This window comes from Inquilinus limosus DSM 16000 (assembly GCF_000423185.1).
Taxonomy (GTDB): domain Bacteria; phylum Pseudomonadota; class Alphaproteobacteria; order DSM-16000; family Inquilinaceae; genus Inquilinus; species Inquilinus limosus.
Window position 1 is genome coordinate 75,059 of sequence record NZ_AUHM01000022.1, and the last position, 26,442, is coordinate 101,500.

Sequence of the window (26,442 nt, forward strand, 5' to 3'; positions counted from 1 at the left end):
CGCCGGGGACGGCGATCTCACATCGATAGAATGCGCGCTTTTTTGTGCAGCGCAATATCGATTTTGTGCATAGCAACATATCGATATGCGCGGCCGCGCCGGGCTTGATCGGAGCGACGCCCGCCCGCTTCCCCCGCCCCGCCCGATGCGCGATAAGGATTCATCCCGCCCGGCGCCGAGGCCCGGGCCGCCCCCGTTCACGGAACGCGCCGACCATGACCACCGATCTCGCCGATGCCCTCGCCGCCGCGGCCGCCGACACCGGCGGCCGCTACGACGCCGCCGGGCTGCAGGAGCTGCTGGAGGGCGTGATCGCCGCACCCGCGGCGCTGGACGACCGGGAGTGGATGGAGCTGGCGGTGCCGGGCGCGACCGAGGCTCAGGCCAAGCGGCTGCGCGCCGCCAAGGCCGCCGTCGCCGCCGCCCGCCGCCCGGCCGGACCGAAGCCGGCGGAGCGGCTGGCCGCGCTGCGCGCCGCGCTCGCCCGCCTCGGCCTCGACGCCTATGTCGTGCCGCATGCCGACGAGCATCAGGGCGAGTACCTGCCGGCCCGGGCCGAACGCCTGGCCTGGCTGACCGGCTTCACCGGCTCCGCCGGCGTCGCCGTGGTCACGGCCGAGCGGGCCGCGCTCTTCATCGACGGCCGCTACACCATCCAGGCCGAGCAGCAGACCGACCCGGCGCTGTGGGAGCGTCGGCACCTGCACCAGGAGCCGCACGAGGCCTGGCTGGCCGAAGCGCTGCCGAAGGGCGGTCGCGCCGGCTACGACCCACGCCTCGTCACCGTCGGCTGGGTCGAGAAGGCCCGCAAGGCGGTCGAAGCGGCGGGCGGCACGCTGGTGGCGGTGGAGGAGAACCCGATCGACACGCTGTGGACCGACCAGCCGCCGGCCCCGATCTCCCCCACCATCGTCCATGGGCTCGATGTCGCCGGCAAGGAGGCTCGGGAGAAGCGGGCCGAGATCGCCGAGGCGCTGCGGCGCGAACGGCTGGATGCCGTGGTGCTGACCGCGCCGGAGAGCGTGGCCTGGCTGCTGAACCTGCGCGGCGCCGACGTGCCGCACACGCCGCTGCCGCTGTCCTTCGCCGTGCTGCACGCCGACGGCCTCGTCGACCTGTTCATCGACCGGCGCAAACTGGTGCCGGGCGTCGACACCCATCTCGGCAACGAGGTGGCGATCCAGCCGCCGGCCAGCCTGGGCCAGGCGCTGGAGGCGCTGGGCCGGGCCGGCAAGGCGGTGCGGATCGACGCCGCCTCGGCCAGCGCCTGGGTGCAGGACCGGCTGAAGGGCGCCAGGGTCGATGTCGGAACCGACCCCTGCGCCCTGCCCCGCGCCCGCAAGAACGCGATCGAGCTGGAGGGCACCCGCGAAGCCCATCGCCGCGACGCCACCGCGGTCAGCCGCTTCCTGGCCTGGCTGGCGCGCGAGGCGCCCTCCGGCACGCTGGACGAGGCCAGCGCCGCCGCCAAGCTGCTGGAGTTCCGGGTGGCGACCGGCGCGCTGCGGGACCTCAGCTTCGACACCATCTCCGCCGCCGGCCCCAACGCCGCCCTGCCCCACTACCGCTTCAGCGCCGAGAGCAACCGGCGGATCGAGCCGGGCAACGTCTATCTGGTCGACAGCGGCGGCCAGTACCGCGACGGCACCACCGACATCACCCGCACCATCATCGTCGGCACCCCGACCGAGGAGATGCGGCGCAACTTCACTTTGGTGCTGAAGGGCCATATCGCGATCTCGACCGCGCGCTTCCCGAAGGGCACCACCGGCTCGCAGATCGACGCCTTCGCCCGCCGGCCGCTGTGGGAGCACGGCCTCGACTACGACCACGGCACCGGCCACGGCGTCGGCAGCTATCTCAGCGTGCATGAAGGGCCCGCGCGGATCGCCAAGACGCCGAACACGATCGCGCTGGAGCCGGGCATGATCCTGTCGAACGAGCCCGGCTACTACGCCGCCGGCCGCTACGGCATCCGTACCGAGACGCTGGTGGTGGTGCAGCCCTGCGCGGAGCTGAGCGACGAGACCCGGACCTTCTACGAGTTCGAGACCATCACCTTCGCCCCGATCGACCTGAACCTGGTCGACCCGGCGCTGCTGACCGCGGACGAACGCGCCTGGCTGGACGCCTACCACGCCCGGGTGCGCGAGATCGTTGGTCCGCAGCTGGAGGGCGAGGACCGCGCCTGGCTGGAGCAGGCGACGCGGCCGGTGGGGTAACGGACCGCGTAGGTTGGGTTCGCCTCGGTGAACCCAACATCTTGACGACGGAAACTGTTGGGTTCGCGTCCGCGAACCCAACCTACTCGAGTTCGATCCCTCTGGTCTCCGGCAGCATCAGAGTCGCGCCGACGTCGATCAGATAGATCACCGCCAGCAGCCCGATCGCCAGGCTGAAGGAGTACTGGGAGGCCAGGGCGCCGACCACCAGCGGGCCGAAGCCGCCGACGCCGCGGCCGAGGTTGAACAGCACGCTCTGCGCCGTCGCACGCGCCTCGGTCGGGTACAGCTCCGACATCAGCGCGCCGTAGCCGCCGATCATGCCGTTGACGAACAGCCCCATCACCGCGCCGCCCAGCAGCAGCGCCATGGGCGAGGTCAGCTGGGCGTAGACCACCACCATCACGGCGGCGCCGATCTGGAAGAGGATGAAGGTCGGGCGCCGGCCGATCCGGTCCGCCAGATGGCCGAAGGCGCCGATGCCGACGCACATGCCGAGGATCGTGACCACCGTCCACAGCGCCGACTTGGTCAGGGAATAGCCCATGGCCGTCGACAGGTAGCTCGGCAGCCAGATCATCAGCCCGTAATAGCCGAAGTTCTGCACCGAGCAGAGGATCAGCACGGCGAAGCTGATCCTGGCGGTGCGGGCGTCCTTGACCAGCAGCCGCAGCGAGTTGCCCTGGCGCGGCCGGGCGGCGCGTTCGACGAACAGCGCCGGCTCGCCGACCGTGCGGCGGACGATGAAGGAGACCACGGCCGGCAGCAGGCCGATCGCGAACATGCCGCGCCAGCCGATCAGCGGCAGCAGCAGTGGCGTGACCAGCGCCGCGGCCAGCACGCCCGCCTGCCAGCCGAGCCCGACATAGGAGGCGGCGCGCGCCCGGTAGCGGGCCGGCCAGGTCTCCGCCACCAGGGCCATGCCGATGCCGAACTCGCCGCCGAGGCCGAGCCCGGCGATGGTGCGGTAGGCCAGCAGGTCCCAGTAGCCCTGGGCCAGGGCACAGAGACCGGTGAAGACGGCGAAGAGCAGGATGGTCCAGGTCAGCACCCGCACCCGGCCGATGCGGTCGCTGAGCATGCCGAACAGGATGCCGCCGGCCACCGCGCCGATCAGGGTGGCGGTCACCAGCGACCCCGATTCGGCCGGGGTGAGGCCGAGCCCGGCGGCGACCGCCGTCAGCATGAAGCCGAGGATCAGCAGGTCGAACCCGTCCATGGCGTAGCCGACCGTCGAGGCGATCAGCGCCCGCCGCGCCGTCGCATCCGGCCGGTCCGCCGCCGTGCCGCCCGCCGCCATCGCGATTTCTGTCGTTGCCATCGCCATCCCCCTGCCCTGGTCCCGCCGCTGTCCGAGCATTGTTTCAGTTCGATTGCAAGCAAGACCGGTGCCAAGGGGACCGATCGCGCTAGACTGGAATCGGAACGACCGGCGGCGAGGACGGCGATGCTGAGCGAGACGCAGAAGGCGCAATACGAGCGCGACGGCTATCTGGTGCTGGAAGGCTTCAAGCCGATCGAGGAGATCCGCACCGTCCGCGCCCGGGCCGAGGCGATCGTCGAGGCGTTCGATCCCGGCGACACGGTGTCGATCTTCACCACGAAGGACCAGGAGCGCAAGTCGGACGAGTACTTCCTGACCTCGGGCGACAAGATCCGCTGCTTCTTCGAGGAGGAAGCCTTCGACGAACACGGCCGACTACGCCAGGCCAAGGCGCTGTCGATCAACAAGATCGGCCATGCGCTGCACGACCTTGACCCGGTGTTCGACCGCTTCTCGCGCGACCCGAAGCTGGCCGCCCTGGCCGCCGATCTCGGCCTCGCCGAGCCGCAGATCTGGCAGTCGATGTACATCTTCAAGCAGCCGGGCATCGGCGGCGAGGTGCGCTGGCACCAGGACGCCAGCTTCTTCGAGACGACGCCGATCAGCGTCACCACCTTCTGGTTCGCGCTGGAGGATGCCGACCGCTCCAACGGCTGCCTGTGGGTCGAGCCCGGCGGACATCGCGGCCCGCTGCGCGAGCGCTTCGTGCTGGAGGACGGCGCGACGCGGATGGAAAAGCTGGACGCCACGCCCTGGCCGACCGAGGCCACCGCCGTGCCGGTCGAGGTCAAAGCCGGCGCCCTCGTCTGCTTCCACGGCAAGCTGCCGCATTACAGCGCCCCAAACCGGTCGCCGGTGTCGCGCCATGCCTATACGCTGCACGTCACCGACGGCCGAACCGCCTATTCACCGCTCAACTGGCTGCGCCGCGGCCGGGATCTACCGGTCCGCGGATTCATCTGAGAGAGCAAAGCCTTGCATCCCGTCGCCGGTTGATTCCATCCTTCCGGCAACAGAGTCCGCAAGGAACCAACCGCAAGTTGGGAGGGACCCATGGTCAAGGCTGTGCTGACCGGGACGGACGATCAGGGCGGCAGCGTCTCGATCGCCAAGGGCGACATCGTCTTCATCCGCGAATCCTACCGGTCGGGCGAGATCCCCGGCCGCACCAAGATCGATTTCGGCACCGCCGAGGCCGAGCAGGAGGCCTATCTGGTGGATTCGCTGCCCACCGTGCTGAAGAAGCTCGGCAACGGCGTGTCCGTGGCCCGGCTGACCACCCCGCTGGGCACGCCGGTGCATGTCGTCGCCGCCCGGGTCGAGGCGGTGCGGGCGCCGCAGAGCTGGCATCACCCGAGGGCGCGCACGGTCCTGCTGGCCCGCGGCCGCGAGATCCAGGTGCGCGAGGAGCGCGACCTGGTGCTGCGGCGGATCAACGCCGCCCGGCCGGAGAAGGCGAAGCCGGTCGCGTCCTGAGGCCTGTGCCGGGGAAAGAGGCCGGCACAGGCCGCCCCAGGTCGTGCGCTTCCGGCGTGATCAGTGCAGGTTGCGCGACCAGGCGTCGACCTGCCGGTCGGCCTCCTCCTTGGCGATGCCGTAACGCTCCTGGATCCGGCCGACCAGCTGGTCGCGCTGGCCGGCGAGCCTGTCGAGGTCGTCGTCGGTCAGCTTGCCCCACTGCTCCTTGGCCTTGCCCTTCATCTGCTTCCACTGGCCTGCGATCTGGTCCCAGTTCATCGCGATCTCCTGTCCGTGAGGTGGTCAGGCCCGGATCAAAGCGAGCCCGCTCTCCGGGTCGAGCGCCTTGCGAAGATGGGCCGGCGCCTCGGTGACGATCAGCTCCAGCGTCGGCCGCACCCGGGCCTCGGCCAGATGGCCGGCCAGGGCCGTGCCGTCACGGCGGCCGAGCACCAGATGCACATGCAGCGCCGGCTTCCCTTCGGGCGACACCGCCACATCGCCGATCAGCGACGCAACCTCGACCTGCTCCCGGACCGGGATCGGCAGATACTCCTTCCGCTCCCAGTCGAAATAGCGCAGCTCGGCCTCGCTGAAGGCGCCGATGCCGGTGATCTGCGCGGCGGTCAGCCGCTCCGCCTCGGCGAAGCGCTGCAGGCACTCCATCACGGCCTCGCCGGTCTCGAGGATCACGGCGAAGACCTTCTGGCCGGCATCCGCGTGCAGCTGCTTGACGTTCATCGCATCGCTCCCGTGGCGCTCGATCAGGCAACGAGGTCCCGGGGCGATGCGTTCCGCTACGTCACACCAGCGGCGTTTGAAATCGGCTCCCCGATTTTTTCCCCGTCATGGCGAGGCGCGCAGCGCCGTGGCCATCCAGGGGCCGGTGCGAGCGGCCCTGGATGGCCACGCCCCCCAATTGGACTCAGGGGCGGGGCTCGCCATGACGAATCAATGTTCCGGACCGTCGGTATCAGTGGTCGACGCGCCGGATCCGGGCGCCGCAGCGGCGCAGCCGTTCGACCAGCGTGTCGTAGCCGCGGTCGACATGCTCGACCCCGTGCAGCGTGCTGGTGCCGTCGGCGGCCAGCGCCGCGATCAGCAGGCCGGCGCCGGCGCGGATGTCGGTCGCCGTGACCTCCGCCCCGTGCAGCGCCGGCACGCCCCGGATCACGGCGTGGTTGCGCACCACCCGGATGTTGGCGCCCATGCGCTGCAGCTCCGGCACATGGCGGAAGCGGTTCTCGAACAAGGTCTCGGTGACCATCGCCGCGCCTTCGGCGCAGGACAGCAGCGCCATGGCCTGGGGCTGCAGGTCGGTGGCGAAGCCGGGATAGGGCTGGGTCATGATGTCGACGCCCACGAGCCCGCCGGCGCCGCGCCGGGCGAGGATGGCGCCGTCGGAGGACCCGATCTCGATGCCCGCCCCTTCGAACACCGGCAGCGCGGCGCTGAGGAGATCCGCCGGCGCGCCGGTCAGGCGCAGCGCGCCGCCCGTGGCCGCGGCGGCGCAGATCAGGGTGCCGAGCTCGATCCGGTCCGGCAGCACGTCATAGGTGGCGCCGTGCAGCCGGTCGACGCCGGTGATGTGCAGCGTGTCGGTGCCGATGCCGTCGATGTGGGCGCCCATCGCCGCGAGGCAGCGGGCGAGATCGGTCACCTCGGGCTCCCGCGCCGCGTTGGTGATGCTGGTCTCGCCCTTGGCGAGCGTCGCCGCCAGCATCAGGTTCTGGGTGGCGCCGACCGAGGGGAACGGCAGCACGATCGGGGCGCCGTGCAGCCCGTTCGGCGCGCTCAGCACCACCTCGCCGCCTTCGATCTCGGCGGTCGCCCCCATCTGGCGGAAACCGGCGAGGTGGAAGTCGACAGGCCTGAGACCGATGGCGTCGCCGCCCGGCAGCGGCAGGGCGATCCGGCCCAGCCGGGCCAGCGCAGCGCCGGCGATCAGGAAGGAGGCGCGCATCCGCGCGACCAACGCGGAGTCGACCCGGCCGGTGCCGAAGCCGGCGCCGCTCATGGTGCCGGAGAGGACCGAGCCGGATTCGTCCCACGACACCTCGACGCCGAGCTCCGCCAGGATGCCGGCCAGGATCGCGACGTCGAGGATGCGCGGCAGGTTGCGCAGCGTCAGCCGCTCGTCGGTCAGCGCGGCGCAGACCATCAGCGGCAGCGCCGCGTTCTTCGCCCCGGCGACGGCGATCTCGCCTTTCAGCGGCACGCCGCCGTCGATCTCCAGCCGGCCGGCCGCAGAGGCAATCCACCACGGCGCCGCCCGGCGGAACGACACGACATTGGCACGCGACATAAGGATCCCCCGGGGTGTGATCAGGACGGCGGCGTCTTCCGGGCGGGGATAGCACGATCGGCGGTGCGGTGGTCCAGCCCGAAGCCGGAATGGGTCACGATCCGGGCGGGAGCGCGAATCCGGTCGCCAGGGCGTGGGCCCAGTCATGCCGGCCGTTCTCCGCCGCCCGGCGGGCCGCGCGGTCGTGGTCGTAGGGGATTGCGATCAGCTCCGCCGTCACCCGATCGCCGTCCAGCTCCAGCATCGCGTAGCGGGCGGAGGGCGAGCCCGATTCGGAGATATGGGCCGGCGGCGTCGGGTCTTCATAGGCCGGGCAGCCGATGCTGCCGGGGTTGAGGATCCAGCGCCCGTCCGGCAGGCACAGCAGCCACGGCAGATGGCTATGACCGCACAGCAGGGCCGGGGCGGAGACACCGCCGAGCCACGCGGCGATCGCGTCCGCGGGGGCGCGCACCAGCCGGCCGCCTTCGACATCCTCCAGCAGATAGGCATCGTCGTTATCCGGCCGGGCATGGAAGGCGACGATGCCCCCAGGCACCTCCAACTGCACCGGCAGGGCGCCGAGCCAGGCGCGGCCGGCAGCGTCGAGCGCGTGGCGGGCATAGCCGTCGGAGGTGTTCAGCGGCTCGTCCCGGTCCTCCGCCACCCAGCGGTCGTGGTTGCCGCGCACGGTCGGCCAGCCCTTCGCCATCAGAAGGTCAAGCGCCTCGCGCGGCCAGAGGGGGCCGGAGACGCAGTCGCCGAGATTGACGATGCTGTCGGCGCCGCGGCGGCCGAGATCGGCCAGAACGGCCTCAAGAGCCGGAAGGTTGCCGTGAATGTCGGCGAGGACGGCGAGGCGCATGCTGGACCTGCGGCGGAGAGCGGGACGGCCACGATGCCGCCCCGCGGCGGCGATGGGAAGCCTACTCCGCCAGCGCCTCCTCCCGCTTGCGGGTGACGGCCGGCACCAGCATCGCCAGCAGCAGGACCGCCGCCACGGCCAACAGCACCGCGCTGATCGGGTGGCTCAGGAACACGGTGAAGTCGCCGTCCGACAGCAGCATGGCGCGGCGGAAATACTCCTCGAGCTGCGGTCCCAGCACCAGGCCGAGCAGCAGCGGCGCCGGCTCGGCCTTCACCTTGACGAAGAAGTAGCCGACCACGGCGCAGCCGAGCATGAGCCAGACGTTGAACATGCTGTTGGCGATGCCGTAGGTGCCGATGCAGCAGAACAGGACGATCGCCGGGAACATCAGCCGGTAGGGGATCTTCAGCATGGAGATCCAGATCCCGATCAGCGGCAGGTTGATCACCAGCAGCATCAGGTTGCCCATCCACATGCTGGCGACCACGCCCCAGACGAGCTGCGGCTGCTCGATCATGATCTGGGGCCCGGGCTGGATGCCGTGCATCATCAGCGCCCCGATCATCAGCGCCATCAGCGCGTTGGACGGGATGCCGAGCGTCAGCAGCGGGATGAAGCTGGTCTGCGCCCCGGCGTTGTTCGCGGCCTCCGGCCCGGCCACGCCCTCGATCGCGCCCTTGCCGAAGCGGCTGGGATCCCGCGCCAGCTTCTTCTCCATGGCATAGGCGGTGAAGGGCGGCAGCGCCGCCCCGCCCCCCGGCAGCACGCCAAGGAAGGAGCCGATGGCAGTGCCGCGGACCATCGCCGGGAAGGCCTGGCGCAGATCGGCCCAGCGGGGCATCAGGTCGCGCACCTTGCGGCTGACCAGCTGGCGCGACTGCGGCCGGTCGAGATTGGCCATGATCTCGCCGAGCCCGAACAGCCCCATGGCGATCGGCACGAAGTCGAGCCCGTCGCCCAACTCCGGGATGCCGAAGGTCAGGCGCGAGGCGCCGGAGGAGACGTCGATACCGACGGTGCCGAGCAGGAGGCCCAGCACCACCATCGCCAGCGCCTTCACCACCGAGCCATGCGCCAGGATCACCGCCGCGATCAGGCCGAGCACCAGCAGGCTGAAATACTCGACCGCCGTGAACTCCAGCGCCAGGGCGGCGAGCGGCAGGGCCAGGGCGGCGATCACCACCGTCGCCACCGTGCCGGCGAAGAAGGAGGAGATGGCGGCGATGGCCAGCGCCAGCCCGGCCTTGCCCTGGCGCGCCATCTGGTGGCCGTCGAGGCAGGTGACGACCGATGAGGTCTCCCCCGGCACATTGACCAGGATCGCCGTGGTCGAGCCGCCGTATTGCGCGCCGTAGAAGATGCCGGCGAGCATGATGAAGGCGGAGGCCGGCTCGAGCCCGAAGGTGAAGGGCAGCAGGAGGGCCACGGTCGGGATCGGCCCGATGCCCGGCAACACGCCGATGGCCGTGCCGATCAGGACGCCGAACAGGCAGTAGAGCAGGTTCTGCCACTGCAGCGCGGTGGCCAGGCCGAGGAGCAGATTGTCGAACAGGTCCATGGCGTCCTGAGGGCAGGCCTAGAAGCGCGGCCAGACCGGCACCGGCAGGTCCAGCAGCAGCACGAACAGGATCACCGCGCCGGCGCTGAGCGCGACGGCGAAGATCGCGGTTTCGCCCAGCCGCGTCTCCCGGCTGGCGAGGCCGGCGACGATCACCGTGGCGAAGGCGGCGACCGCCAGCCCCGCCTTGACGGTGAGCAGGGCGAAGACGGCGACGGCGGCGAGAATGCCGAGGATCGGCCGCAGCTTCGGCGTTTCGATGCCCTCGCCGCCGATCGCCAGGCTGCGGAGGGCGAAGACGAGCCCGAAGCCGGCGGCGCCGATGGCCAGCACCCGCGGCATGAATCCCGGCCCCATCTCCGTCGGGTTGCCGAAGCTCAGCTTGCGCGTGGCGACCAGGACAATGGCCGCCACGACGCAGAGAAAAAGGCCGAACAGCAGATCCGGCCAGTTGATGCGCCCCGGCATCACTCGGCCTTGATGCCGGCGTCCGCGATCACCTTGCCCCAGGCCTCGGTGTTGGTGGCGAGCCAGGTCCCGAGATCCGCCGGCGGGCCGGCGACGACCCGACCGCCCTGCTGGGCGATCCGTTCCACCACCTCCGGCTTCTTCAGGATCTCGCCGAGCGCCTGGTTCAGCTTGTCGACCAGGGCCGGCGGCGAGCCGGCGGTGGTCAGGAGGCCCTGCCAGGAGCCGACATCGGCGGAGGGCAGCTTCGCCTCGATGAAGGTCGGGATGTCGGGCGCGCTGGCGATCCGGTCCTTGCCGGTCACCGCGATGCCGCGGAGCTGGCCGTTGGCGACGAAGGGCAGGGTCGCGGTGGCGCCGTTGATGATGACCTTGCTCTCGCCCGAGACCACGGCCTGGGTGGCCGCGGAACCACCGCGATAGGGCACGGTCTTCCACTGGATACCGAGCTCCTTGGCCATGGCGACCGCGGTGATGTGATTGACGCCGCCGATGCCGGAATTGGCCACCGCCAGCTTGCCGGGATTGGCCTTGGCGTAGTCGACCAGCTCGGCCGCCGTGTTGACCGGCAGATCCTTGTTCACCGCCAGCACATAGGGCACGAACATGATCATGCCGACCGGCGCCAAGTCCTTCAGCGGGTCGTAGGACAGGTCGGGGAACAGCCCGGGCGCGGTGGCGATGGAGCCGACATCCGCCAGCAGCAGCGTGTGCGCGTCCGGGTCGGCCTTGGCCACCGCATCGGCGCCGATGTTGCCGGCGGCGCCCGGCTTGTTCTCCACCACCACGGTCTGGCCGATGGCCTCGGAGAGCTGCGGCGCGATGATGCGCGCCAGCGTGTCGGAGGTGCCGCCCGGCGCATAGGGCACGATGATGCGGACGGTGCGCTGGAAATCCTGCGCGGCAACCGGCCCGTTGCCGGCGGTGGCGAGCATCGCGAGGCCGGCGGCGAGCGCGAGCGCAGAACGTCTGGTGATCATGGTTGTCCTCCCCCTGAATGGATCGTCTCGGCCCCGCCCGTCTTCCGGCGGGCTTGGGGCGGACGTTACGGAGGTCAACGATCCGACTCCATGTCCAAGACGGCATCGATCGATGCTCTACCTGCATCAATCTGAGGGCAGATCGGGTCCCGGCGGTCTCAAGGTAATGTCCCTTGCCCCGCCGGCGGACCTCGCGTCTGATGCCACAGCAAGCAGGATCAGAGGGAGAGAGGCGCGATGGACATCCTGGACGAGACCTTCCTGTCCCCTGCCCTCGACCCGCGCCTGGCCTGGACCAACCCGCCGCCGGACTGGTCGATCGGGCCGGAAGGGCTGCGGCTGCGCACCGCGGCCCGGACCGATTTCTGGCAGGGCACGCATTACGGCTTCCGGGTCGACAACGGCCATGTGCTGGCGCTGCCGGTCGCGGGCGACTTCGTGATGGAGACGGTGGTGCGCGGCAGGCCCCTGCACCAGTACGACCAGGCCGGGCTGATCGTGCGCCAGTCGCCGGAGAGCTGGATCAAGACCTCGGTCGAGTTCGAGACGGCGGCGCACAGCCGCCTCGGCGCCGTGGTCACCAATGCCGGCTGGTCCGACTGGTCGACCCAGGACGTACCGACCCGGCCGGGCGGCGCCGTGGGCTTCCGCATCCGCCGCACCGGCGCCGACTACATCGTGGAGGCGGCACCGGAGGGCGAGGAAAGTTGGGTGCAGATCCGCATCGCCCGGCTGCACGCCGATGACGGCGTCGGCCCGGTCCTGGCCGGCCTCTACGCCTGCAGCCCGAAGGACGCGGGCTACGAGGCGCAGTTCGCCCATCTGCGGATCAAGCGTCCTTAGGCGGGTGCGAAGCCGGCGAAGGCGCCGCCATAGGGCTTCGGCCGCGGCGGGGCGTAGCCGCCGGTCTTGGCGGTGCGCAGGCCGAGCCGCGCCAGCCCCTCCACCAGCGTGACCGCTGCGGCGACGCCGTCAACCACCGGCACGCCGTGGCGCGCCGACAGCCGCGCGGCCAGATCGGCCATGCCGGCGCAGCCCAGCACGATCGCCTCGGCCCGGTCGATTTCCAGCGCCGCCGCGATCTCGGCCGAGATCCGCTCCTCGGCGGCCGAGCCCGGGCGCTCCAGGTCGAGGACCGGGATCTCCGCCGCCCGTACCCGGGTGCAACGCGCGGCCAAACCACAGCGCTGGAGGTTCGCCTCGATCACCGGGATCGAGCGCGCCAGCGTCGTCACCACCGAGAAGCGGCCGGCCAGCAGCGAGGCGACATGGAAGCCGGCCTCGCCGATGCCGACCACCGGCGCCGTGGCGAGGCTGCGGGCGGCGTCGAGCCCGGTGTCGTCGAAGCAGGCGATCACATGCCCCGCGACGCCGCGCGCCTCCCCGCGAGCGATCTCCTGCAGCAGGCCGGGCACGGCGAAGGCGCCGTCGACCCAGCCCTCGATCGAGGCCGGCCCCATCTCCGGATTCACCGCGGTGACACGGGTGCCCGGCGCCGCGGCGGCCGCGGCGGCGGCCCCGATCTTGGCGGTCATGCCGGCCGTGGTGTTCGGGTTGACGACGAGGATCTCCATGGGGTCAGGCCGCAGCATGCGTGGTGGGAGCGGCAGCCTTCCCCACGCTGTCATACCCGGGCTTGACCCGGGCATCCAGAGAGCGTCGACATCTTCTGGATTGCCGGGTCAAGCCCGGCAATGACAATGAAAGAAAACCGAGCTTCTTCACCATCCTTACACCAGCCCCTGGCCTGCATCTGAGCCGTGGCGGCCGCGGCGGCGGCGCAGCAGCGCGATCAGGCCGAGCGCGGTCAGCACCACCGCCAGCGACACCGCCGTGGTCACGGTGCCGAGGGCGTAGATCTCCGGCGTCGTCACCGTGGTGGTCAGGCCCTGCAGCTCCAGCGGCAAGGTGTTCTGCTCGCCGATCGCCTGCGACGACCGGGCGATCTCGTCCCAGGACAGGGTGAAGCCGAACAGGCCGACGCCGACCACGCTGGCGCCGATGATCGGCAGCACGACGTGCCGGAAGCTCTGCCAGGAGGACGCGCCGAGGTCCCGCGCCGCCTCCTCGTAGCGGCGGTCGAAGCGGTTGAAGACCGCGAACATGATCAGGAGGCCGAAGGGCATGGTCCAGGTCAGATGCGCGCCGAGGCCGGAGCGGAACAGGCCCATCGCCGTGGTGAACTCGTCGGTGATCCAGGCGATGTCCCAGCTCTCGCCCAGGGCCTTGATCGCCTCGTCCAGCAGGCGGAACTCGAGCGCGATGCCGAGCGAGACCACGATCGACGGCATGATCAGGCTGGCGATCGCGGTGTAGAACAGCGCCGACTGGCCCGGAAAGCGCCGGCGGAAGGCGAGGCCCGCCGAGACCGAGAAGACCATGGTCAGCACCATGACCACGAGGCCGAGCTTGAGCGAGCGCCAGAAGGCGGCGCCGATGTCGACCACGCCCATCCCGTCCCACAGCTTGCCGAACCAGAAGGTCGAGACCCCGTTCATCGGGAAGGTCAGCCCACCCTGCGGCCCCTGGAAGGACAGGACGAAGATGGTCAGCGTCGGGCCGTAGAGGAACAGCACGAAGAGGGCGAAGACCGCAGCCAGGACGTAGAAGGAGAGAGGACGGCCTTCGCGCATCACAGTTCCTTCCGGATGTCGACCAGCCGGGTCAGCGCCACGATGATCATGATCACCACCGCCAGCAGGATCACGGCGTTGGCCGCCGCGGCCGGGAACTGCAGGTAGCTGAGCTGGACCTGAATCACCTTGCCGACCGAGGCGATCTGCTGCCCGCCCATGACGCCGACGGTGACGAAATCGCCCATCACGATGGTGACGACGAAGATCGAGCCGATGACGATGCCCGGCTTGCACAGCGGCACGATCACGTTCCGCAGGATCTGCCAGCCGCTGGCGCCGGCGTCGGTCGCGGCCTCGATCAGCGACCGGTCGATGCGCAGCATCGAGTTCAGGATCGGCACGATCATGAACACGGTGAACAGGTGGACGAAGGCCAGCACCACCGAGAACTCGGAATAGAGCAGCCCGTCGATCGGCCGGTCGATCAGGCCGAGGCCGAGCAGCCCTTGGTTGACCAGCCCGTTGCGGCCGAGCAGCGGGATCCAGGAGATCATCCGGATCACGTTCGAGGTCCAGAACGGGATGGTGCAGAGGAGGCAGAGCACGATCTGCATCGCCGTGCTGCGCACGTGGAACACCAGGAAATAGGCGATGGTGAAACCGAGGACGAGGGTGATGGCCCAGACCATCGCCCCGATCTTGAGCGTCGAGAGATAGGTCTTGAAGGTGGTGCACAGCTCCGGCAGCGACGTCAGGCAGCCGTCGAAGGCCTCGACATAGTTGCGCAGCGTGAAATCCGGGACGATCGAGTATTCGGTGTAGTCCCAGAAGCTGACCACCACCGTCACCGCCAGCGGCAGCACGAAGAACAGCAGAAACACCAGCATCATCGGTGCCGCCTGCAGGAACGCCGCCAGCCGGCCGGAGGATGGGGCCCGGGGCGCCGCGGCGGTGTGGGCGGGTGCGTCTTCCGCGGGGATGGCGGTCATGGTCGGCGGCCCTCGGCAAGAAGGGGACGGCGGGCACGATAAAATGAGTCCCCCCTCCCCTCGCGGGAGGGGGTTAGGGGGAGGGGGGGGGCGAAGCCCCGCGCCGACATTGCCCTTCGGCGTCGATCAATGGATCCGTGAGAACGATCGGAAGCCGGCTCATGCGGCAAGAACCCCCTCCCCCTACCCCCTCCCGCAAGGTGAGGGGGGACAAGGAAAAGCACCCGTTGCGAAGCCCTGGCGTCATCACGCGGCGATGAAGCCGTTCCACTTGCGGACCATGTAGTCGTTCTCGTCCATCACCGCGTTCCAGCAGGCGACGCCGCCCATCCGCTGTTCGTAGGAGCCGCCGTCGCGCACCGCGCCGGCCTTCTCCATCACCGTGCCGTCCGGCGCCTTGATGTCCTTCTCGGCCGGCTTGCCCTCCATCCAATAGGCCCACTCGTACGGCTCCATATTGGCCTTGGCCGTCTCCAGCACCGCCGAATAGTAGCCCTGGCGGTTGAGATAGGCGCCGGCCCAGCCGGACAGGAACCAGTTGATGAAGTCGTAGGCGGCGTCGAGCTTCCGGTCCTTCAGTGTCTTCGGCAGGCCGAAGCCCGAGGCCCAGGCGCGGTAGCCCTCCTTCAGCGGCTGGAAGGTGCAGGCGATGCCCATGGAGCGCACCTTGGTCACGGCCGGCGACCACATCGACTGGATCACCGTCTCGCCCGAGGCCATCAGGTTCACGCTCTCGTTGAAATCCTGCCAGAAGGCGCGGAACTGGCCGGCCTGCTTGGCCTCGGTCAGCACCTTCATGGTCAGGTCGATCTCCTCCTTCGTCATGTTGCCCTTGTCGGCATAGGTGTGCAGGCCCATCGCCTCCACCACCATCGCCGCGTCCATGATGCCGATCGACGGAATGTTCAGGATCGAGGCCTTGCCCTTGAACTCGGGGTTCAGCAGCTCCTTCCAGCTCTCGACCGGGCGGCCGATCAGGTCGGGCCGGATGCCGAGCGTGTCGGCGTTGTAGGTGGTCGGGATCAGGGTGATCCATTCGGTCGGCTCGGTCGCGAAGGCCTTGCCGTTCTTCTCGGTCAGGTAGAAGACCTTCTTCGGCGCGGTGCCCTGGTCGCCGATCTTCTTGCCGTTCAGCTCGCCCTTGGTGAAGACCGGCGAGATCTGATCGACATACTTGATCCGCTTCGCGTCCATGCCCTGCAGATTGCCGGAGGGCAGCAGCTTCTTCAGCGAGAAGTATTCGCTGTCGACCAGGTCGAAGGAGTTCGGCTGGGTGACGATGCGCTTGGTCACCTCGTCGGTCGTGACCGGCACGTATTCGATGGTGATGCCGAGGTCCTCCTTCGCCTTCCGGGCGATGTCGGCGCTCTGGTTCACCGCGGTGCCGAGATAGCGCAGCGTCACAGGCTCGGCCGCGATGATCGCCGGAAAGCCGGTGATCGCGCGGCTGCCGACCAGGGCCCCGGCCGTCGCCGCCGTGGTCTTCAGCAGGGTGCGGCGGGAGAGGCCGCGCGGGGTCTTGGTGTTCGTGGTATCCGCCATGGTGAGCCTCCTTAGGGTTGGGGGCGATGGTCGCCGCGCCCCGCGGCGTCGAGGGGATGGATGTCCCGGTCGGCCCAGGCGACGGCGACGCGGTCGCCCGGCGCCACCGGGTCGGCGAAGAATTCGGCCTCGGGCAGCCAGGCCAGCATGTCGGGCGCCAGGTCGCAGGCGAAGGCGACATGGACGGTGGCGCCCTGGTACTCGACCCCCTGCACCACCGCCTCGACCTGGCCGGGCGGCAGGCCGGAGCCGTTCAGCCGCGAGAGCCGCAGCCGGTCGGCGCGCAGCGTCGCCAGGCGGCCGCCGAGGGTCACGACGTTGTGGCCGCCGATGAAGCGGGCGACGAATTCGGTGGCCGGCCGGGCGAACAGATCCTGCGGCGGGCCGGCCTGCTCGATCCGGCCGCCCTGCATCACCACCGCCAGGTCGGCCAGAGCCATCGCCTCCTCCTGGCTGTGGGTGACATGGATGAAGCTGATGCCGAGCTCCGCCTGCAGCCGCTTCAGCTCCGCCCGCATCCGGACCCGGAGGAAGGGGTCGAGGGCCGAGAGCGGCTCGTCCAGCAGCAGGATCTGCGGCTGGGTGATCAGCGCCCGGGCCAGCGCCACGCGCTGCTGCTGCCCGCCCGACAGCTGCGCCGGCAGCCGCCCGCCATAGGTCTCCATCGCGACCAGGGCCAGCAGCTCCGCCGCCTTGGCCCGGCGCTCCGCCTTCGCCACGCCGCGCATCTTCAGGCTGAAGGCGACGTTGTCGACGACCGAGAGATGCGGGAACAGGGCGTAGGACTGGAACATCATCGCCGTGCCGCGCCGGGCCGGCGGACGGTCGGTGACGTTGGCGGCACCAAGGATGATGTCGCCGTCCGACACCGCCTCGTGCCCCGCGACCATGCGCAGGGTCGAGGTCTTGCCGCAGCCCGACGGGCCCAGCAGGCAGCAATAGGTGCCGGCCGGGATCCTCAGGTCGATCGCGTCGACGGCGGTGGTGCCGCCGTAGCGCTTGGTCACCTTCACCAGTTCGAGATCTGCGCCGCGCATCCGCTCTCCCTTTCGGGACAGCGAATGTGCAAGCGCCGTGCCAAGCGCCGGACGGCGGGACTCTCCCGCCCGGGCACCGCATCGCGGATCGATCGTCGCCTAAGCTTTGGGCAGATGCATACAGATAGACCTAGGATTGTGCACAATCCTTGCCATACAAGAATACAATCTTGAGCCGCACCGGCCTGCGTGGGATGGTGGGCCGGGACGAGTCGCGGATGCGCCTCGTCGCCGGAGCGGAACAATGGACACGATCGAGACCGTCGGCACCCTGGCCGGAACCCGCGACCTCCCCGACCGCGGCGCGCGGGCGACCGCCATCTACCGCTCGATCCTCGACGCGATCGTCGAGCATCGGCTGCCGCCGCGCACCAAGCTGTCGGAAGACGAGATCGGCTCGGCCTTCGGCGTCAGCCGCACCATCGTCCGCTCCGCCCTGCAGGCGCTGGCGCATCAGCACATGGTGGTGATCGAGAAGAACCGCGGCGCCTTCGTCGCGGCGCCCTCGGTCGAAGAGGCGCGCGAGGTGTTCGAGGCCCGGCGCACGCTGGAGGCCACGATCGCCCGCCGTGCCGCCGAGCGCACCGTGCCGGCCGATATCGCGCGGCTGCAGCGGCACCTGGCCGAGGAGGCGGAGGCGCTGCGCCGGGGCGACCGGCCGCGCGCCATCCAGCTCTCCGGCCTGTTCCATCTCGGCATCGCCGAGATCGCCCGGCAGCGGGTGATGGAGCGGTTCCTGCGCGAGCTGGTGTCGCGCGCCTCGCTGGTCATCGCGCTCTACGGCCGCAGCGGCGCTTCGGCCTGCGGTCATGCCGAGCATGAGGCGATCCTGCAGGCCCTGGCCCGGCACGAGCCCGACCGCGCCGGCGCCGCCATGCTGGCCCATCTGACCCATATCGAGCAGGACCTCGACCTCAGCCCGGCCGAGGCCGGGCCGGTCGATCTGGCCGCGGTGCTGCGGGGACGATAGGGGCGGCGCCGGTTCAGAGGATCGGCCAGTATTCCCCCTCACCCGAAATCGCTGACGCGATTTCGACCTCTCCCCAAGGAGAGGTGTGGCGGTCGCGACCCACACTCCCCTCTCCTCGGGGAGAGGGAGGGGCCCGTTGCGTCAGCAACGGGAGGGTGAGGGGGATGGAGCCGCTTTCACTCCAGCGAGATCATCGCGGCCCGACGGCTGGTGACCTCGCCCCTCGCCCTCGCCTCGGCGGCCGCCCTGGCGCGCCTGTGGCCGCTGTGCATCTCCAGGAGATCGGCGATCCAGCCGCCCGGACGGAAGGCCTCGACCGTCGTCGGCTGCCAGTCGTCATAGGCGGCGCCCGCCTTGTTCACCATCGAGACGCCGAACACCGTCTCTCCGGCCGTCGACAGATAGGCCTCGCCGTGGCTGTCCCCGTGCTCGTCCGGATGCAGCGACCGCTCCTTGAAGGTGATGGCGTAGTGCCGGCCGCGATAGGCGAAGGTGACGGCGAAATCCTTCATGTGATCCGTGACCAGGTCGAGATCGGCGTATTCCGACGGAACCGGCTTGGCGTGGCACGACCAGGCGGCGAAGCGGCGGACGTCCCACACGATCGCGCACAGCGCCGCGCCGATGCCGCTGCCTTCCATGAACCGCTGCGCCTCGGCGACCTTGGCCCTGGCCTCCGCGGTGCACGCCAGGCAATTGTCGCTCTCCTCCTGCTCGAGCCGGCGGGCCTTCTCCCGGAACTCGTCGACCAGGGACCGCCACTTCTCCAGATGGGCGTTTCCCATCGCAGCCTCCTCCTCGGCCACATGACGGAATGGTGCGCCGTTTTCGCGGGAATGCAAGGGGTTGGACACCATCCTCCAGGCTGGCGGCTTGACAATTCCCGGCAAATGTTCTCTTTTTGTTCGAGCCTGTGCGCGACATGACCGGGGCGGAGATGACGGCCACCATCCTCCACGCGGATCTGGACGCCTTCTATGCCTCGGTCGAGCAGCTGCTCGACCCTTCCCTGCGCGGCAGGCCGGTCGCGGTCGGCGGCGGGGTGGTGCTGGCCGCCTCCTATGAGGCCAAGGCCTTCGGCGTCCGCAGCGGCATGCCGGGGCGGAAGGCGCGCGAGCTGTGCCCGCAGCTGGTCTTCGTTCCCGGCCATTTCCGCGACTACCAGCGGCTGGGCGACGCGGCAATCAAGGTGCTCGGCGACTTCACGCCGGTGGTGGAGCGCATCTCCATCGACGAGGCCTTCGCCGACGTCGCCGGCTGCACTCATCTGTTCGGTCCGCCGGCCGAAATCGCGAGGGCGGTCCGCCGCCGGGTGCGGGACGAGCTCGGCCTGCCGATCTCGATCGGCGTCGCCCGCACCAAGCACCTGGCGAAGATCGCGTCGCAGGTGGCCAAGCCGGACGGGCTGGTGGTGGTCGCCCCGGACACGGAGCTGGCCTTCCTGCACGACCTGCCGGTCGAGCTGATGTGGGGTGTCGGCCCGGTCACCCGGGCGCGGCTGGCCGACAGCGGCGTGCACACGATCGGGCAGCTGGCGGAGATGCCGGGCTGGTCGCTGGAACGGCTGCTCGGCCGTGCGGCCGGCGGGAAATTGGCGGCCCTGGCCTGGAACCGCGATCCGCGGGAAATCGAGACGCGGCGGCGGTCGCGCTCGGCCGGGGCGCAATCCGCGCTCGGCCGGAAGCCCGCCGAGGAACGGGTGTTCGTGCCGACCCTGCGCCATCTCGCCGACCGGGTCGCCACGCGGCTGCGGGCCAAGTCCCGCCCCGGCCGGACGGTGACGGTCCGCGTCCGCTTCGCCGATCTGCGGTCTGTCACCCGCTCGGTCACCCTCGACGCGCCGATCGCGGCGACCGCGACCCTGGCCGAGGTCGCCGAGGAGCTGGTGCGCGGGGTGTTGGCGCAGCATCCGGAGGAGAGGACGATCTCGCTGCTCGGAATCTCGGTCTCGCATCTCGAAGACCGGCCGCAACTGCAGCTCGAGCTTCCGCTCGGCCTCGCCGACGAGCGGCGCCGGCCCGGCACCCGGAAGGGCATGGCGCGCTGGCAGGCCGACCGCGCCATCGACGCGATCCGCGACCGGTTCGGCTGGCAGGCGGTCGGCTACGGGTCGGTCGTGTTCGGGCCCTCCCGCTCCGTCCCCGACGCGTTCCGGGAGCTCGCCGAGAAGGATCTGTGACCGTCACTGGAGGGCGCGGATCCGCCGGTCCGCTTCGGCCGCGAGCGGATGGTTCGGATAGGTCCTGGCGAAAGCGCGATAGGCCTCGGCCGCGCCGACACGGCGGGCGGCATCGAACGCCGCGTAGATCGCCGCGTCCGGATCATGGGCGAGCGGCCGCTCGTCCGGCGCGGTCCGGCCCTCCAGACGGCGCCACGCCTCCCCCGCCAGGGCGTGCTCCGGGTGGCGCGCGATGAAGCGGATCAGCGCCGCGCTCGAGCCGTCCTCGACGGCGCCACGGAATTCCTGGGCGATCACCGCCTCCTCGTCCGGCGGTCGCCCCATCTCTGCCTGTGACATCCGCCATTCCTCCCGGATCCGCTGGACGCCGTCACCGGCGATGACGTCCTCCGCCCGAAGCAACGCAACGAGCAGAAGGGGCCATACGAGGCCGGCGGATCCCCGCCCCCTGGCCTTCCGCCCCCTGCTGGCGCATGCCGTCGCGATGCCGGCCATTCGAGCTCCGCCGGGACAACAGAAACGCATAAGTTTCCGATTCACATATAAGCAACTCATAACGATTCTCAGAAGTCTATACCCATCGCCATACCTCTTCAGTCTATATATTGGGCTACTCTATATAGTCGTACAATAGGGCACTTTTTAACCACATTTTTAAATCTTCAGACATCACATTGACATTATCAACAATTAAAACTATGATCTAAGAGTAGGAAAATATCGTTTCCTTTGGGATGCTCTGAAATGTAATCAGATCAAAACATCGTCTCTCTCTATATAAGTCAGGATTGCGACATATTCGCAACCAGATCCCATGCCATGATCAGTGCTGGCTCGAATTGCTGCACATGACGACGCGACCTTTTGCGTCCGAACGACCCAACAACTGACAACAAGTTGCGGATCTTAACTCAAAGGTTGCGGTTCTTCACCACGTAGGGGAGACCCGACATGAAATCGTCACATCTTTTCGAACACCCCACGCTGTTTTCGGACAACGATCTCTTCCACGATCCATTGGCATGGTCGCTGATGCGGAGATCGCCGAACGATCTCCTGTTCCACCAGACCTTCTTCGACGGGTCCCGCATGGACGCGCTCCTGTCCAGGTCGAGCGGCGGCGTTCGCTCCGCAACCGGCGACCGGTCCGACGGCGCGGTGGTCTCCGCGCCCGCGTCGGGGGCGCCGAAGCCGGAGGAGAACGGCTCGGGCGACACCACCGCGGCGGTCGCCGCCTCCGGCAACCAGCAGATCGACGGGCTGCTGAGCGGCGTCCGCTGGGCGGACGGCTTCATCACCTACAGCGATCCGGATGCCGTCTCCGACTACCAGGCCGGGCATCCCGAGGCGTTCACCAATTTCTCGCAATTGACGGCGCAGCAGATGATCGCCGTCCACTTCGCGCTCAACGCAGCGATCTACACGCAGCCCTCCGGGGCTTTCGGTTTCTCGGTCGAGGGCTTCAGCAATCTTGACATCACCTATGCCGGCTCCGGGCTGGGGACCGGCACGATCCGCCTCGCCAACACCGACGATCCGGGAACGGCCTATGCCTATTACCCGGCCAACGCGGTCTACGGCGGCGACGCCTTCTTCGGCCCCAGCGGCGACCTGCCGACCGCCGGCAACTACGACTGGCACACCGTGATCCATGAGCTCGGCCATGCGCTGGGCCTGAAGCACGGTCACGAGACCAGCGTCTACGGGGCGTTGCCGGCCGACCGCGATTCGCTCGAATATTCGGTGATGACGTACCGCACCTTCATCGGCGACGACGCGAGCGGCTACAATTACGAGACATGGGGCGCGCCCCAGACCTTCATGATGCTGGACATCGCCGCCCTGCAATACATGTACGGGGCGGATTTCAGCACCAACAGCGGCAACACGGTCTACAGCTGGAGCCCGACCACCGGCGAGACCTTCGTCAACGGCAGCATCGCCATCGACCCGGGCGGCAACCGCATCTTCGCGACGATCTGGGACGGCGGCGGCATCGACACCTACGACCTGTCGAACTACACCACCAACCTGATCCTGGACCTGACGCCCGGCGGCCACTCCGTCTTCTCGTCGGCCCAGCTCGCCTATCTCGGCGGCGGACCGAATGGCGGCTATGCCCGGGGCAACATCTTCAACGCCCTGCAATTCAACGGGGATGCCCGGTCGCTGATCGAGAACGCCAATGGCGGCAGCGGCAACGACACCATCCAGGGCAATGTCGCCAACAACACGCTGAACGGCAATGCCGGCAACGACACCCTTTATGGCGACTGGGGCAACGACGTCATCAACGGCGGGGCCGGCAACGACTGGATCGAGGGCGGCTTCGATGTCGACACGGTCAATGGCGGCGACGGCGACGACACCTTCGTCGTGCGTCTCGGCCAGTTCGCCGACAACGTCACCGGGGGCGCGGGGATCGACCTGCTCGACTTCAGCAACGTCACGTCCTTCGGGCTGAACGTCAACCTCGCCACGGGTGGCTACAACTTCACGACCCCTCACCCCGGGCCGTACACCGTCACAGGAGTCGAGAACGTCAACGGCTCGAACTTCGCCGATACCATCATCGGCGACGGCACCAGCAACACGTTCTTCGGCAACAACGGCGACGACAACCTGCAAGGCGGCGCCGGCAACGACGTCGTCAACGGCGGCGGCGGTGCCGACTTCATCCGGGGCGGCGACGGCAACGACACGCTGACGGCCGGCTCGGGGCTGGACCAGATCTACGGCGACGCGGGCAACGACCGCTTCTACATCGAGACCGGATGGACCGGCGGCCCCGGCGAGGCCTTCTTCGGCGGCGCCGGTATCGATACCTTCGACACCTCGACCGTGATCTTCAGCGGCTTCTCCGCCTACATCAACCTGCAGGACGGCATCTTCTACATCCTGGGCTCCGGATCGGGCGAGATCTGGCTGTCGAGCGTCGAGAACGCCATCGGCACCGACGAGAACGACCAGATCACCGGCTCCGGCGAGAACAACCTCCTTGATCTCGGCGCCGGCAACGACACCGGTTCCGGGCTCGGCGGCAACGATACCCTGCTGGGAGGGGCCGGCAACGACGTGCTCCGCGGCGGGGCGGGGGCCGACACGCTCAATGGCGGCACCGGCACCGACACGGTCAGCTACTACGACAGCTCGGTCGGAATCACGGTCAACCTCGCCACCGGCGTGGGCAGCGGCGGCGACGCCGCAGGCGACGCACTGGCCGGGATCGAGAACCTCTCCGGCAGCCAGGGCAGTGACAGCCTGGCCGGGAATGCCGGCGTCAACACGCTGCAGGGCTGGAACGGCAACGACGTCCTCGTCGGCGCAGGCGGCAAGGACACGCTGCAAGGCGGGGCTGGAGCAGACCGCTTCCGCTTCGCCGCCCTCAGCGACAGCGTGGTGGGCGTCAATGCCGACCGGATCACCGATTTCAGCCATGCCCAGGCCGACCGCATCGACCTGAGCGCGATCGACGCCAACATCGGCGTCGCCGGCAATCAGGCCTTCAGCTTCATCGGCACCGCGGCCTATACCGGCGTCGCCGGCCAGCTGCGCTATGCCGTGAGCGGCGGCGTCACCACCGTCGCCGGCGACGTCAACGGCGACAAGGTGTCCGACTTCCACATCCAGCTCACCGGCTCGATCGCCCTCGTGGCGGCCGATTTCGTGCTGTGAGCCGGGCTGAGGAAGTCCAAGGATAGTCCGTAACTCACGAGGCCTGGGGCAGGTCTTCCTCAGGCCTCGTTCTCATTCGCCCTTCCCTTCTGCCCCCGCCCCGCCGATCAGGTCGATCCATTCCTGCTCGGTCAGCGTGGCGACGCCGAGCTCACGCGCCTTGGCGGCCTTGGAGCCGGCATCGGCGCCGACCACGACATAGTCCGTCTTGCTGGAGACCGAGCCGGCGACCTTGGCGCCGAGGAATTCCGCCCGCGCCTTCGCCTCCGGCCGCGTCATCGTCTCCAGCGTGCCGGTGAACACCACGGTCTTGCCGGCCACGGCGCTGGCGACGGCGCGCGGCCGCGCGAAATCCTCGACCGTGAGCTGCGCCCCCAGATCCTCGATCACCGTGCGGTTGTGCTCCTCGGCGAAGAAGGCCAGCAGGTCGTCGGCCACCGACGGGCCGATCTGGTCGATCGCGGTCAGGTCGCGATAGGCCTCGCTGTCGCGGTCCTGCGCCGCCTCCATCGCCGCGCGCCAGTTGGCGAAGCTGCCGTAGTGCCGTGACAGCAGCTTGGCCGTCGCCTCGCCCACCTGGCGGATGCCGAGGGCGTAGATGAAGCGGTCGAGCGGGATGGTCCGCCGGGTCTCGATCGCCTCGAACAGCTTCTGCGCGCTCTTCGCCCCCCAGCCCTCGCGGTTGCGCAGCGGCGTCAGGCTGGTCTTGTCGCGCTCCGCCAGCCGGAAGATGTCGCCCGGCGTCTTGATCAGACCGTCGGCGTAAAAGGCGCGGATGTGCTTGTCGCCGAGACCTTCGATGTCGAAGGCGTTGCGCGACACGAAATGGCGCAGCCGCTCCACCGCCTGGGCCGGGCAGATCAGGCCGCCGGTGCAGCGGCGGATCGCGCCGCCCTCCTCCCGCACCGCCAGGCTGCCGCATTCCGGGCAGTGATCGGGGAAGACGTATTCCTCCGCCCCTTCCGGCCGCCGCTCCAGGATCACCCGCACGATCTGCGGGATCACGTCGCCGGCGCGCTGCACCACCACCGTGTCGCCGATGCGCACATCCTTGCGCCGGATCTCGTCCTCGTTGTGCAGCGTGGCGTTGGAGACGACGACGCCGCCGACCGTGATCGGCTCCAGCCGCGCCACCGGCGTCAGCGATCCGGTGCGGCCGACCTGGATGTCGATCGCCTTCAGCACGGTCTGCGCCTGCTCGGCCGGGAACTTGTGCGCCGTGGCCCAGCGCGGCGCCCGGCTGACGAAGCCGAGCCGGTCCTGCCAGTCCAGCCGGTCGACCTTGTAGACCACGCCGTCGATGTCGAAGGGCAGCTCCGCCCGCAGCGCCGCGATCTCGTCGTAATAGGCCAGCAGCTCCTCGGCCGTGTGGCACAGCCGCGCCGGCTCGTTCAGGCGGAAGCCCCAGCCGGCGAGGCGCCGGCGGATCTCGTCGAGGGTCTTGCCCAGCGGCGCCGACACCTCGCCCCAGGAATAGCCGAAGAAGCGCAGCGGCCGCGACGCGGTGATGGCGGGGTCGAGCTGGCGCAGGCTGCCGGCGGCGGAGTTGCGCGGATTGGCGAAGATCGGCTCGCCCGCCTCGGCCCGGCGGGCGTTCAGCGCGGCGAAGTCGCTGCGCTCCATATAGACCTCGCCGCGGATCTCCAGCACGTCCGGCGCATCGCCGTTCAGCCGCTGCGGCACGTCCTTGATCGTCCTGACATTGGCGGTGACGTCCTCGCCCTCGCTGCCGTCGCCGCGGGTCGCGGCCTGGACGAAGCGCCCCTTCTCGTAGCGCAGCGAGCAGGACAGGCCGTCGATCTTCGGCTCCGCCATGATCGCGACCGGGCGCTCGGGATCGTCGCGCAGCTCCTTGATGAAGGAACGGATCGAGCTCAGGAAATCGTGCACGTCCTCCGGCGTGAAGGCGTTGCCGAGCGACAGCATCGGAATCGCGTGGCGGATCTTGCGGAAACCGCCCGCCGGCGCCGCCCCGACCCGGGCCGAGGGGCTGTCCGGCCGGATCAGCTCCGGATACAGCGCTTCCAACTCGGCGTTGCGCCGGCGCAGCGCGTCGTACTCCGCGTCCGAGATCGTCGGCGCATCCTTCTGGTGGTAGGCGATGTCATGCGCCGCGATCTCGGCGGCCAGCGCCTTCAGCTCCTCCGCCGCCTCCTCCGGCGTCAGCGCGTCCACCGGCCGGCTGCGCAGATCCTGATCGCTCATCGACGCCTCCTCGCGCATCGGCCCGTCCGGCAGGCCGCATGGCAGCCCCCCCTCGCCGACTCACAGCAGAATCCTAATGGTTGCGGCCCGGTTCACGCGAGAGATCC

General features: G+C 69.4%; 23 protein-coding genes. 7 read left to right on the forward strand and 16 right to left on the reverse strand.

All coding sequences use genetic code 11. The features are described 5' to 3' along the window. Positions 1–215 precede the first annotated feature (215 nt). A complete protein-coding gene (locus G537_RS0119555) occupies positions 216–2,222 on the forward strand; it encodes an aminopeptidase P family protein (protein WP_026871563.1) in 2,007 nt (668 codons plus the stop codon). Between the two features lie 82 nt (positions 2,223–2,304). Here the strand turns inward: G537_RS0119555 and G537_RS0119560 are convergent, their stop codons facing one another. Further along, positions 2,305–3,543, reverse strand: a complete 1,239-nt coding sequence (locus G537_RS0119560) for an MFS transporter (protein ID WP_245579053.1) — start codon at positions 3,541–3,543, stop codon at positions 2,305–2,307. Between the two features lie 126 nt (positions 3,544–3,669). Between G537_RS0119560 and G537_RS0119565 the strand changes: the two genes are divergently transcribed. Both G537_RS0119565 and G537_RS0119570 read left to right on the forward strand, forming a co-directional pair. Further along, a complete protein-coding gene (locus G537_RS0119565; RefSeq protein ID WP_026871565.1) occupies positions 3,670–4,509 on the forward strand; it encodes a phytanoyl-CoA dioxygenase family protein in 840 nt (279 codons plus the stop codon). Positions 4,510–4,599: 90 nt separating this feature from the next. Beyond that, entirely contained in the window at positions 4,600–5,022 is a 423-nt protein-coding gene (locus tag G537_RS0119570; RefSeq protein WP_026871566.1) for a hypothetical protein, read from the forward strand. A gap of 60 nt (positions 5,023–5,082) precedes the next feature. On the opposite strand, the gene G537_RS0119575 is transcribed toward G537_RS0119570, so the two are convergent. The 7 genes from G537_RS0119575 to G537_RS0119605 all read right to left on the reverse strand — a co-directional run bounded on the left by G537_RS0119575 (position 5,083) and on the right by G537_RS0119605 (position 11,162). Beyond that, complete coding sequence (locus G537_RS0119575) at positions 5,083–5,283, reverse strand: CsbD family protein (RefSeq protein WP_026871567.1); 201 nt, start codon at positions 5,281–5,283, stop codon at positions 5,083–5,085. Between the two features lie 24 nt (positions 5,284–5,307). Further along, entirely contained in the window at positions 5,308–5,745 is a 438-nt protein-coding gene (locus G537_RS0119580) for a PPC domain-containing DNA-binding protein (protein ID WP_026871568.1), read from the reverse strand. A gap of 232 nt (positions 5,746–5,977) precedes the next feature. Further along, entirely contained in the window at positions 5,978–7,309 is a 1,332-nt protein-coding gene (gene murA, locus G537_RS0119585) for a UDP-N-acetylglucosamine 1-carboxyvinyltransferase (protein ID WP_081688919.1), read from the reverse strand. Positions 7,310–7,403: 94 nt separating this feature from the next. Then, complete coding sequence (locus tag G537_RS0119590) at positions 7,404–8,153, reverse strand: metallophosphoesterase family protein (RefSeq protein ID WP_026871570.1); 750 nt, start codon at positions 8,151–8,153, stop codon at positions 7,404–7,406. Between the two features lie 61 nt (positions 8,154–8,214). After that, positions 8,215–9,714 (reverse strand): tripartite tricarboxylate transporter permease, encoded by a 1,500-nt coding sequence (locus tag G537_RS0119595; protein ID WP_026871571.1) that lies wholly within the window; start codon positions 9,712–9,714, stop codon positions 8,215–8,217. Between the two features lie 18 nt (positions 9,715–9,732). Further along, positions 9,733–10,182: a tripartite tricarboxylate transporter TctB family protein gene (locus tag G537_RS0119600; protein ID WP_026871572.1), complete on the reverse strand. Its 450-nt coding sequence runs from the start codon at positions 10,180–10,182 to the stop codon at positions 9,733–9,735. Further along, positions 10,182–11,162 carry a Bug family tripartite tricarboxylate transporter substrate binding protein gene (locus tag G537_RS0119605; protein WP_034852281.1) on the reverse strand — a complete coding sequence of 327 codons (981 nt, stop codon included), beginning with the start codon at positions 11,160–11,162 and terminating at the stop codon, positions 10,182–10,184. Before G537_RS0119605 ends, G537_RS0119600 begins: the two co-directional genes overlap by 1 nt. A 237-nt stretch (positions 11,163–11,399) precedes the next feature. On the opposite strand from G537_RS0119605, the gene G537_RS0119610 reads away from it, so the two are divergent. After that, positions 11,400–12,005, forward strand: coding sequence for a DUF1349 domain-containing protein (locus G537_RS0119610; protein ID WP_026871574.1), 606 nt, complete (start codon positions 11,400–11,402; stop codon positions 12,003–12,005). Here the strand turns inward: G537_RS0119610 and G537_RS0119615 are convergent. From G537_RS0119615 to G537_RS0119635, 5 genes are all read right to left on the reverse strand, one after another. After that, a complete protein-coding gene (locus tag G537_RS0119615; RefSeq protein ID WP_026871575.1) occupies positions 12,002–12,736 on the reverse strand; it encodes an aspartate/glutamate racemase family protein in 735 nt (244 codons plus the stop codon). The two genes, G537_RS0119610 and G537_RS0119615, sit on opposite strands and share 4 nt — an antisense overlap. Before the next feature lie 156 nt (positions 12,737–12,892). Continuing rightward, positions 12,893–13,795 (reverse strand): ABC transporter permease, encoded by a 903-nt coding sequence (locus tag G537_RS0119620; RefSeq protein WP_026871576.1) that lies wholly within the window; start codon positions 13,793–13,795, stop codon positions 12,893–12,895. Continuing rightward, positions 13,795–14,727 (reverse strand): ABC transporter permease, encoded by a 933-nt coding sequence (locus G537_RS0119625; RefSeq protein WP_051248662.1) that lies wholly within the window; start codon positions 14,725–14,727, stop codon positions 13,795–13,797. Before G537_RS0119625 ends, G537_RS0119620 begins: the two co-directional genes overlap by 1 nt. 246 nt (positions 14,728–14,973) lie before the next feature. After that, positions 14,974–16,269, reverse strand: coding sequence for an ABC transporter substrate-binding protein (locus tag G537_RS0119630; protein ID WP_026871578.1), 1,296 nt, complete (start codon positions 16,267–16,269; stop codon positions 14,974–14,976). Positions 16,270–16,280: 11 nt separating this feature from the next. Next, positions 16,281–17,306 carry an ABC transporter ATP-binding protein gene (locus tag G537_RS0119635; protein WP_026871579.1) on the reverse strand — a complete coding sequence of 342 codons (1,026 nt, stop codon included), beginning with the start codon at positions 17,304–17,306 and terminating at the stop codon, positions 16,281–16,283. 244 nt (positions 17,307–17,550) lie between these two features. On the opposite strand from G537_RS0119635, the gene G537_RS0119640 reads away from it, so the two are divergent. Next, complete coding sequence (locus tag G537_RS0119640; protein ID WP_026871580.1) at positions 17,551–18,276, forward strand: GntR family transcriptional regulator; 726 nt, start codon at positions 17,551–17,553, stop codon at positions 18,274–18,276. 176 nt (positions 18,277–18,452) lie between these two features. On the opposite strand, the gene G537_RS0119645 is transcribed toward G537_RS0119640, so the two are convergent. Next, positions 18,453–19,061, reverse strand: a complete 609-nt coding sequence (locus tag G537_RS0119645; protein ID WP_026871581.1) for a hypothetical protein — start codon at positions 19,059–19,061, stop codon at positions 18,453–18,455. Between the two features lie 152 nt (positions 19,062–19,213). On the opposite strand from G537_RS0119645, the gene dinB reads away from it, so the two are divergent. After that, positions 19,214–20,455 (forward strand): DNA polymerase IV, encoded by a 1,242-nt coding sequence (gene dinB / locus G537_RS0119650; RefSeq protein ID WP_034852328.1) that lies wholly within the window; start codon positions 19,214–19,216, stop codon positions 20,453–20,455. Between the two features lie 3 nt (positions 20,456–20,458). On the opposite strand, the gene G537_RS0119655 is transcribed toward dinB, so the two are convergent. Then, a complete protein-coding gene (locus tag G537_RS0119655) occupies positions 20,459–20,950 on the reverse strand; it encodes a hypothetical protein (RefSeq protein ID WP_155888678.1) in 492 nt (163 codons plus the stop codon). Between the two features lie 537 nt (positions 20,951–21,487). Between G537_RS0119655 and G537_RS42175 the strand changes: the two genes are divergently transcribed. After that, positions 21,488–24,130, forward strand: coding sequence for a M10 family metallopeptidase C-terminal domain-containing protein (locus G537_RS42175; protein WP_155888679.1), 2,643 nt, complete (start codon positions 21,488–21,490; stop codon positions 24,128–24,130). Between the two features lie 72 nt (positions 24,131–24,202). Here G537_RS42175 and ligA read toward each other — a convergent pair whose 3' ends face one another. Continuing rightward, the gene (gene ligA / locus G537_RS0119665) at positions 24,203–26,335 is read right to left on the reverse strand and encodes an NAD-dependent DNA ligase LigA (RefSeq protein ID WP_026871584.1); all 2,133 of its coding nucleotides are present in this window, start codon (positions 26,333–26,335) and stop codon (positions 24,203–24,205) included. Positions 26,336–26,442: the final 107 nt, after the last annotated feature.

Excerpts from the sequence above, each read along its gene's own strand:
- G537_RS0119555 (WP_026871563.1), top strand. The coding sequence starts at position 216 with ATGACCACCGATCTCGCCGATGCCCTCGCCGCCGCGGCCGCCGACACC.
- G537_RS0119645 (WP_026871581.1), bottom strand. The coding sequence starts at position 19,061 with ATGGGAAACGCCCATCTGGAGAAGTGGCGGTCCCTGGTCGACGAGTTC.
- G537_RS0119630 (WP_026871578.1), bottom strand. The coding sequence starts at position 16,269 with ATGGCGGATACCACGAACACCAAGACCCCGCGCGGCCTCTCCCGCCGC.
- G537_RS0119590 (WP_026871570.1), bottom strand. The coding sequence starts at position 8,153 with ATGCGCCTCGCCGTCCTCGCCGACATTCACGGCAACCTTCCGGCTCTT.
- murA (WP_081688919.1), bottom strand. The coding sequence starts at position 7,309 with ATGTCGCGTGCCAATGTCGTGTCGTTCCGCCGGGCGGCGCCGTGGTGG.
- G537_RS0119610 (WP_026871574.1), top strand. The coding sequence starts at position 11,400 with ATGGACATCCTGGACGAGACCTTCCTGTCCCCTGCCCTCGACCCGCGC.
- G537_RS0119620 (WP_026871576.1), bottom strand. The coding sequence starts at position 13,795 with ATGCGCGAAGGCCGTCCTCTCTCCTTCTACGTCCTGGCTGCGGTCTTC.
- G537_RS0119625 (WP_051248662.1), bottom strand. The coding sequence starts at position 14,727 with ATGACCGCCATCCCCGCGGAAGACGCACCCGCCCACACCGCCGCGGCG.
- G537_RS0119655 (WP_155888678.1), bottom strand. The coding sequence starts at position 20,950 with ATGGCCGGCATCGCGACGGCATGCGCCAGCAGGGGGCGGAAGGCCAGG.
- G537_RS0119595 (WP_026871571.1), bottom strand. The coding sequence starts at position 9,714 with ATGGACCTGTTCGACAATCTGCTCCTCGGCCTGGCCACCGCGCTGCAG.
- G537_RS0119565 (WP_026871565.1), top strand. The coding sequence starts at position 3,670 with ATGCTGAGCGAGACGCAGAAGGCGCAATACGAGCGCGACGGCTATCTG.
- G537_RS0119600 (WP_026871572.1), bottom strand. The coding sequence starts at position 10,182 with ATGCCGGGGCGCATCAACTGGCCGGATCTGCTGTTCGGCCTTTTTCTC.
- G537_RS0119580 (WP_026871568.1), bottom strand. The coding sequence starts at position 5,745 with ATGAACGTCAAGCAGCTGCACGCGGATGCCGGCCAGAAGGTCTTCGCC.
- G537_RS0119605 (WP_034852281.1), bottom strand. The coding sequence starts at position 11,162 with ATGATCACCAGACGTTCTGCGCTCGCGCTCGCCGCCGGCCTCGCGATG.
- G537_RS0119570 (WP_026871566.1), top strand. The coding sequence starts at position 4,600 with ATGGTCAAGGCTGTGCTGACCGGGACGGACGATCAGGGCGGCAGCGTC.
- G537_RS0119635 (WP_026871579.1), bottom strand. The coding sequence starts at position 17,306 with ATGCGCGGCGCAGATCTCGAACTGGTGAAGGTGACCAAGCGCTACGGC.
- G537_RS0119640 (WP_026871580.1), top strand. The coding sequence starts at position 17,551 with ATGGACACGATCGAGACCGTCGGCACCCTGGCCGGAACCCGCGACCTC.
- dinB (WP_034852328.1), top strand. The coding sequence starts at position 19,214 with ATGACGGCCACCATCCTCCACGCGGATCTGGACGCCTTCTATGCCTCG.
- ligA (WP_026871584.1), bottom strand. The coding sequence starts at position 26,335 with ATGAGCGATCAGGATCTGCGCAGCCGGCCGGTGGACGCGCTGACGCCG.
- G537_RS0119575 (WP_026871567.1), bottom strand. The coding sequence starts at position 5,283 with ATGAACTGGGACCAGATCGCAGGCCAGTGGAAGCAGATGAAGGGCAAG.
- G537_RS0119560 (WP_245579053.1), bottom strand. The coding sequence starts at position 3,543 with ATGGCAACGACAGAAATCGCGATGGCGGCGGGCGGCACGGCGGCGGAC.
- G537_RS42175 (WP_155888679.1), top strand. The coding sequence starts at position 21,488 with ATGCGGAGATCGCCGAACGATCTCCTGTTCCACCAGACCTTCTTCGAC.
- G537_RS0119615 (WP_026871575.1), bottom strand. The coding sequence starts at position 12,736 with ATGGAGATCCTCGTCGTCAACCCGAACACCACGGCCGGCATGACCGCC.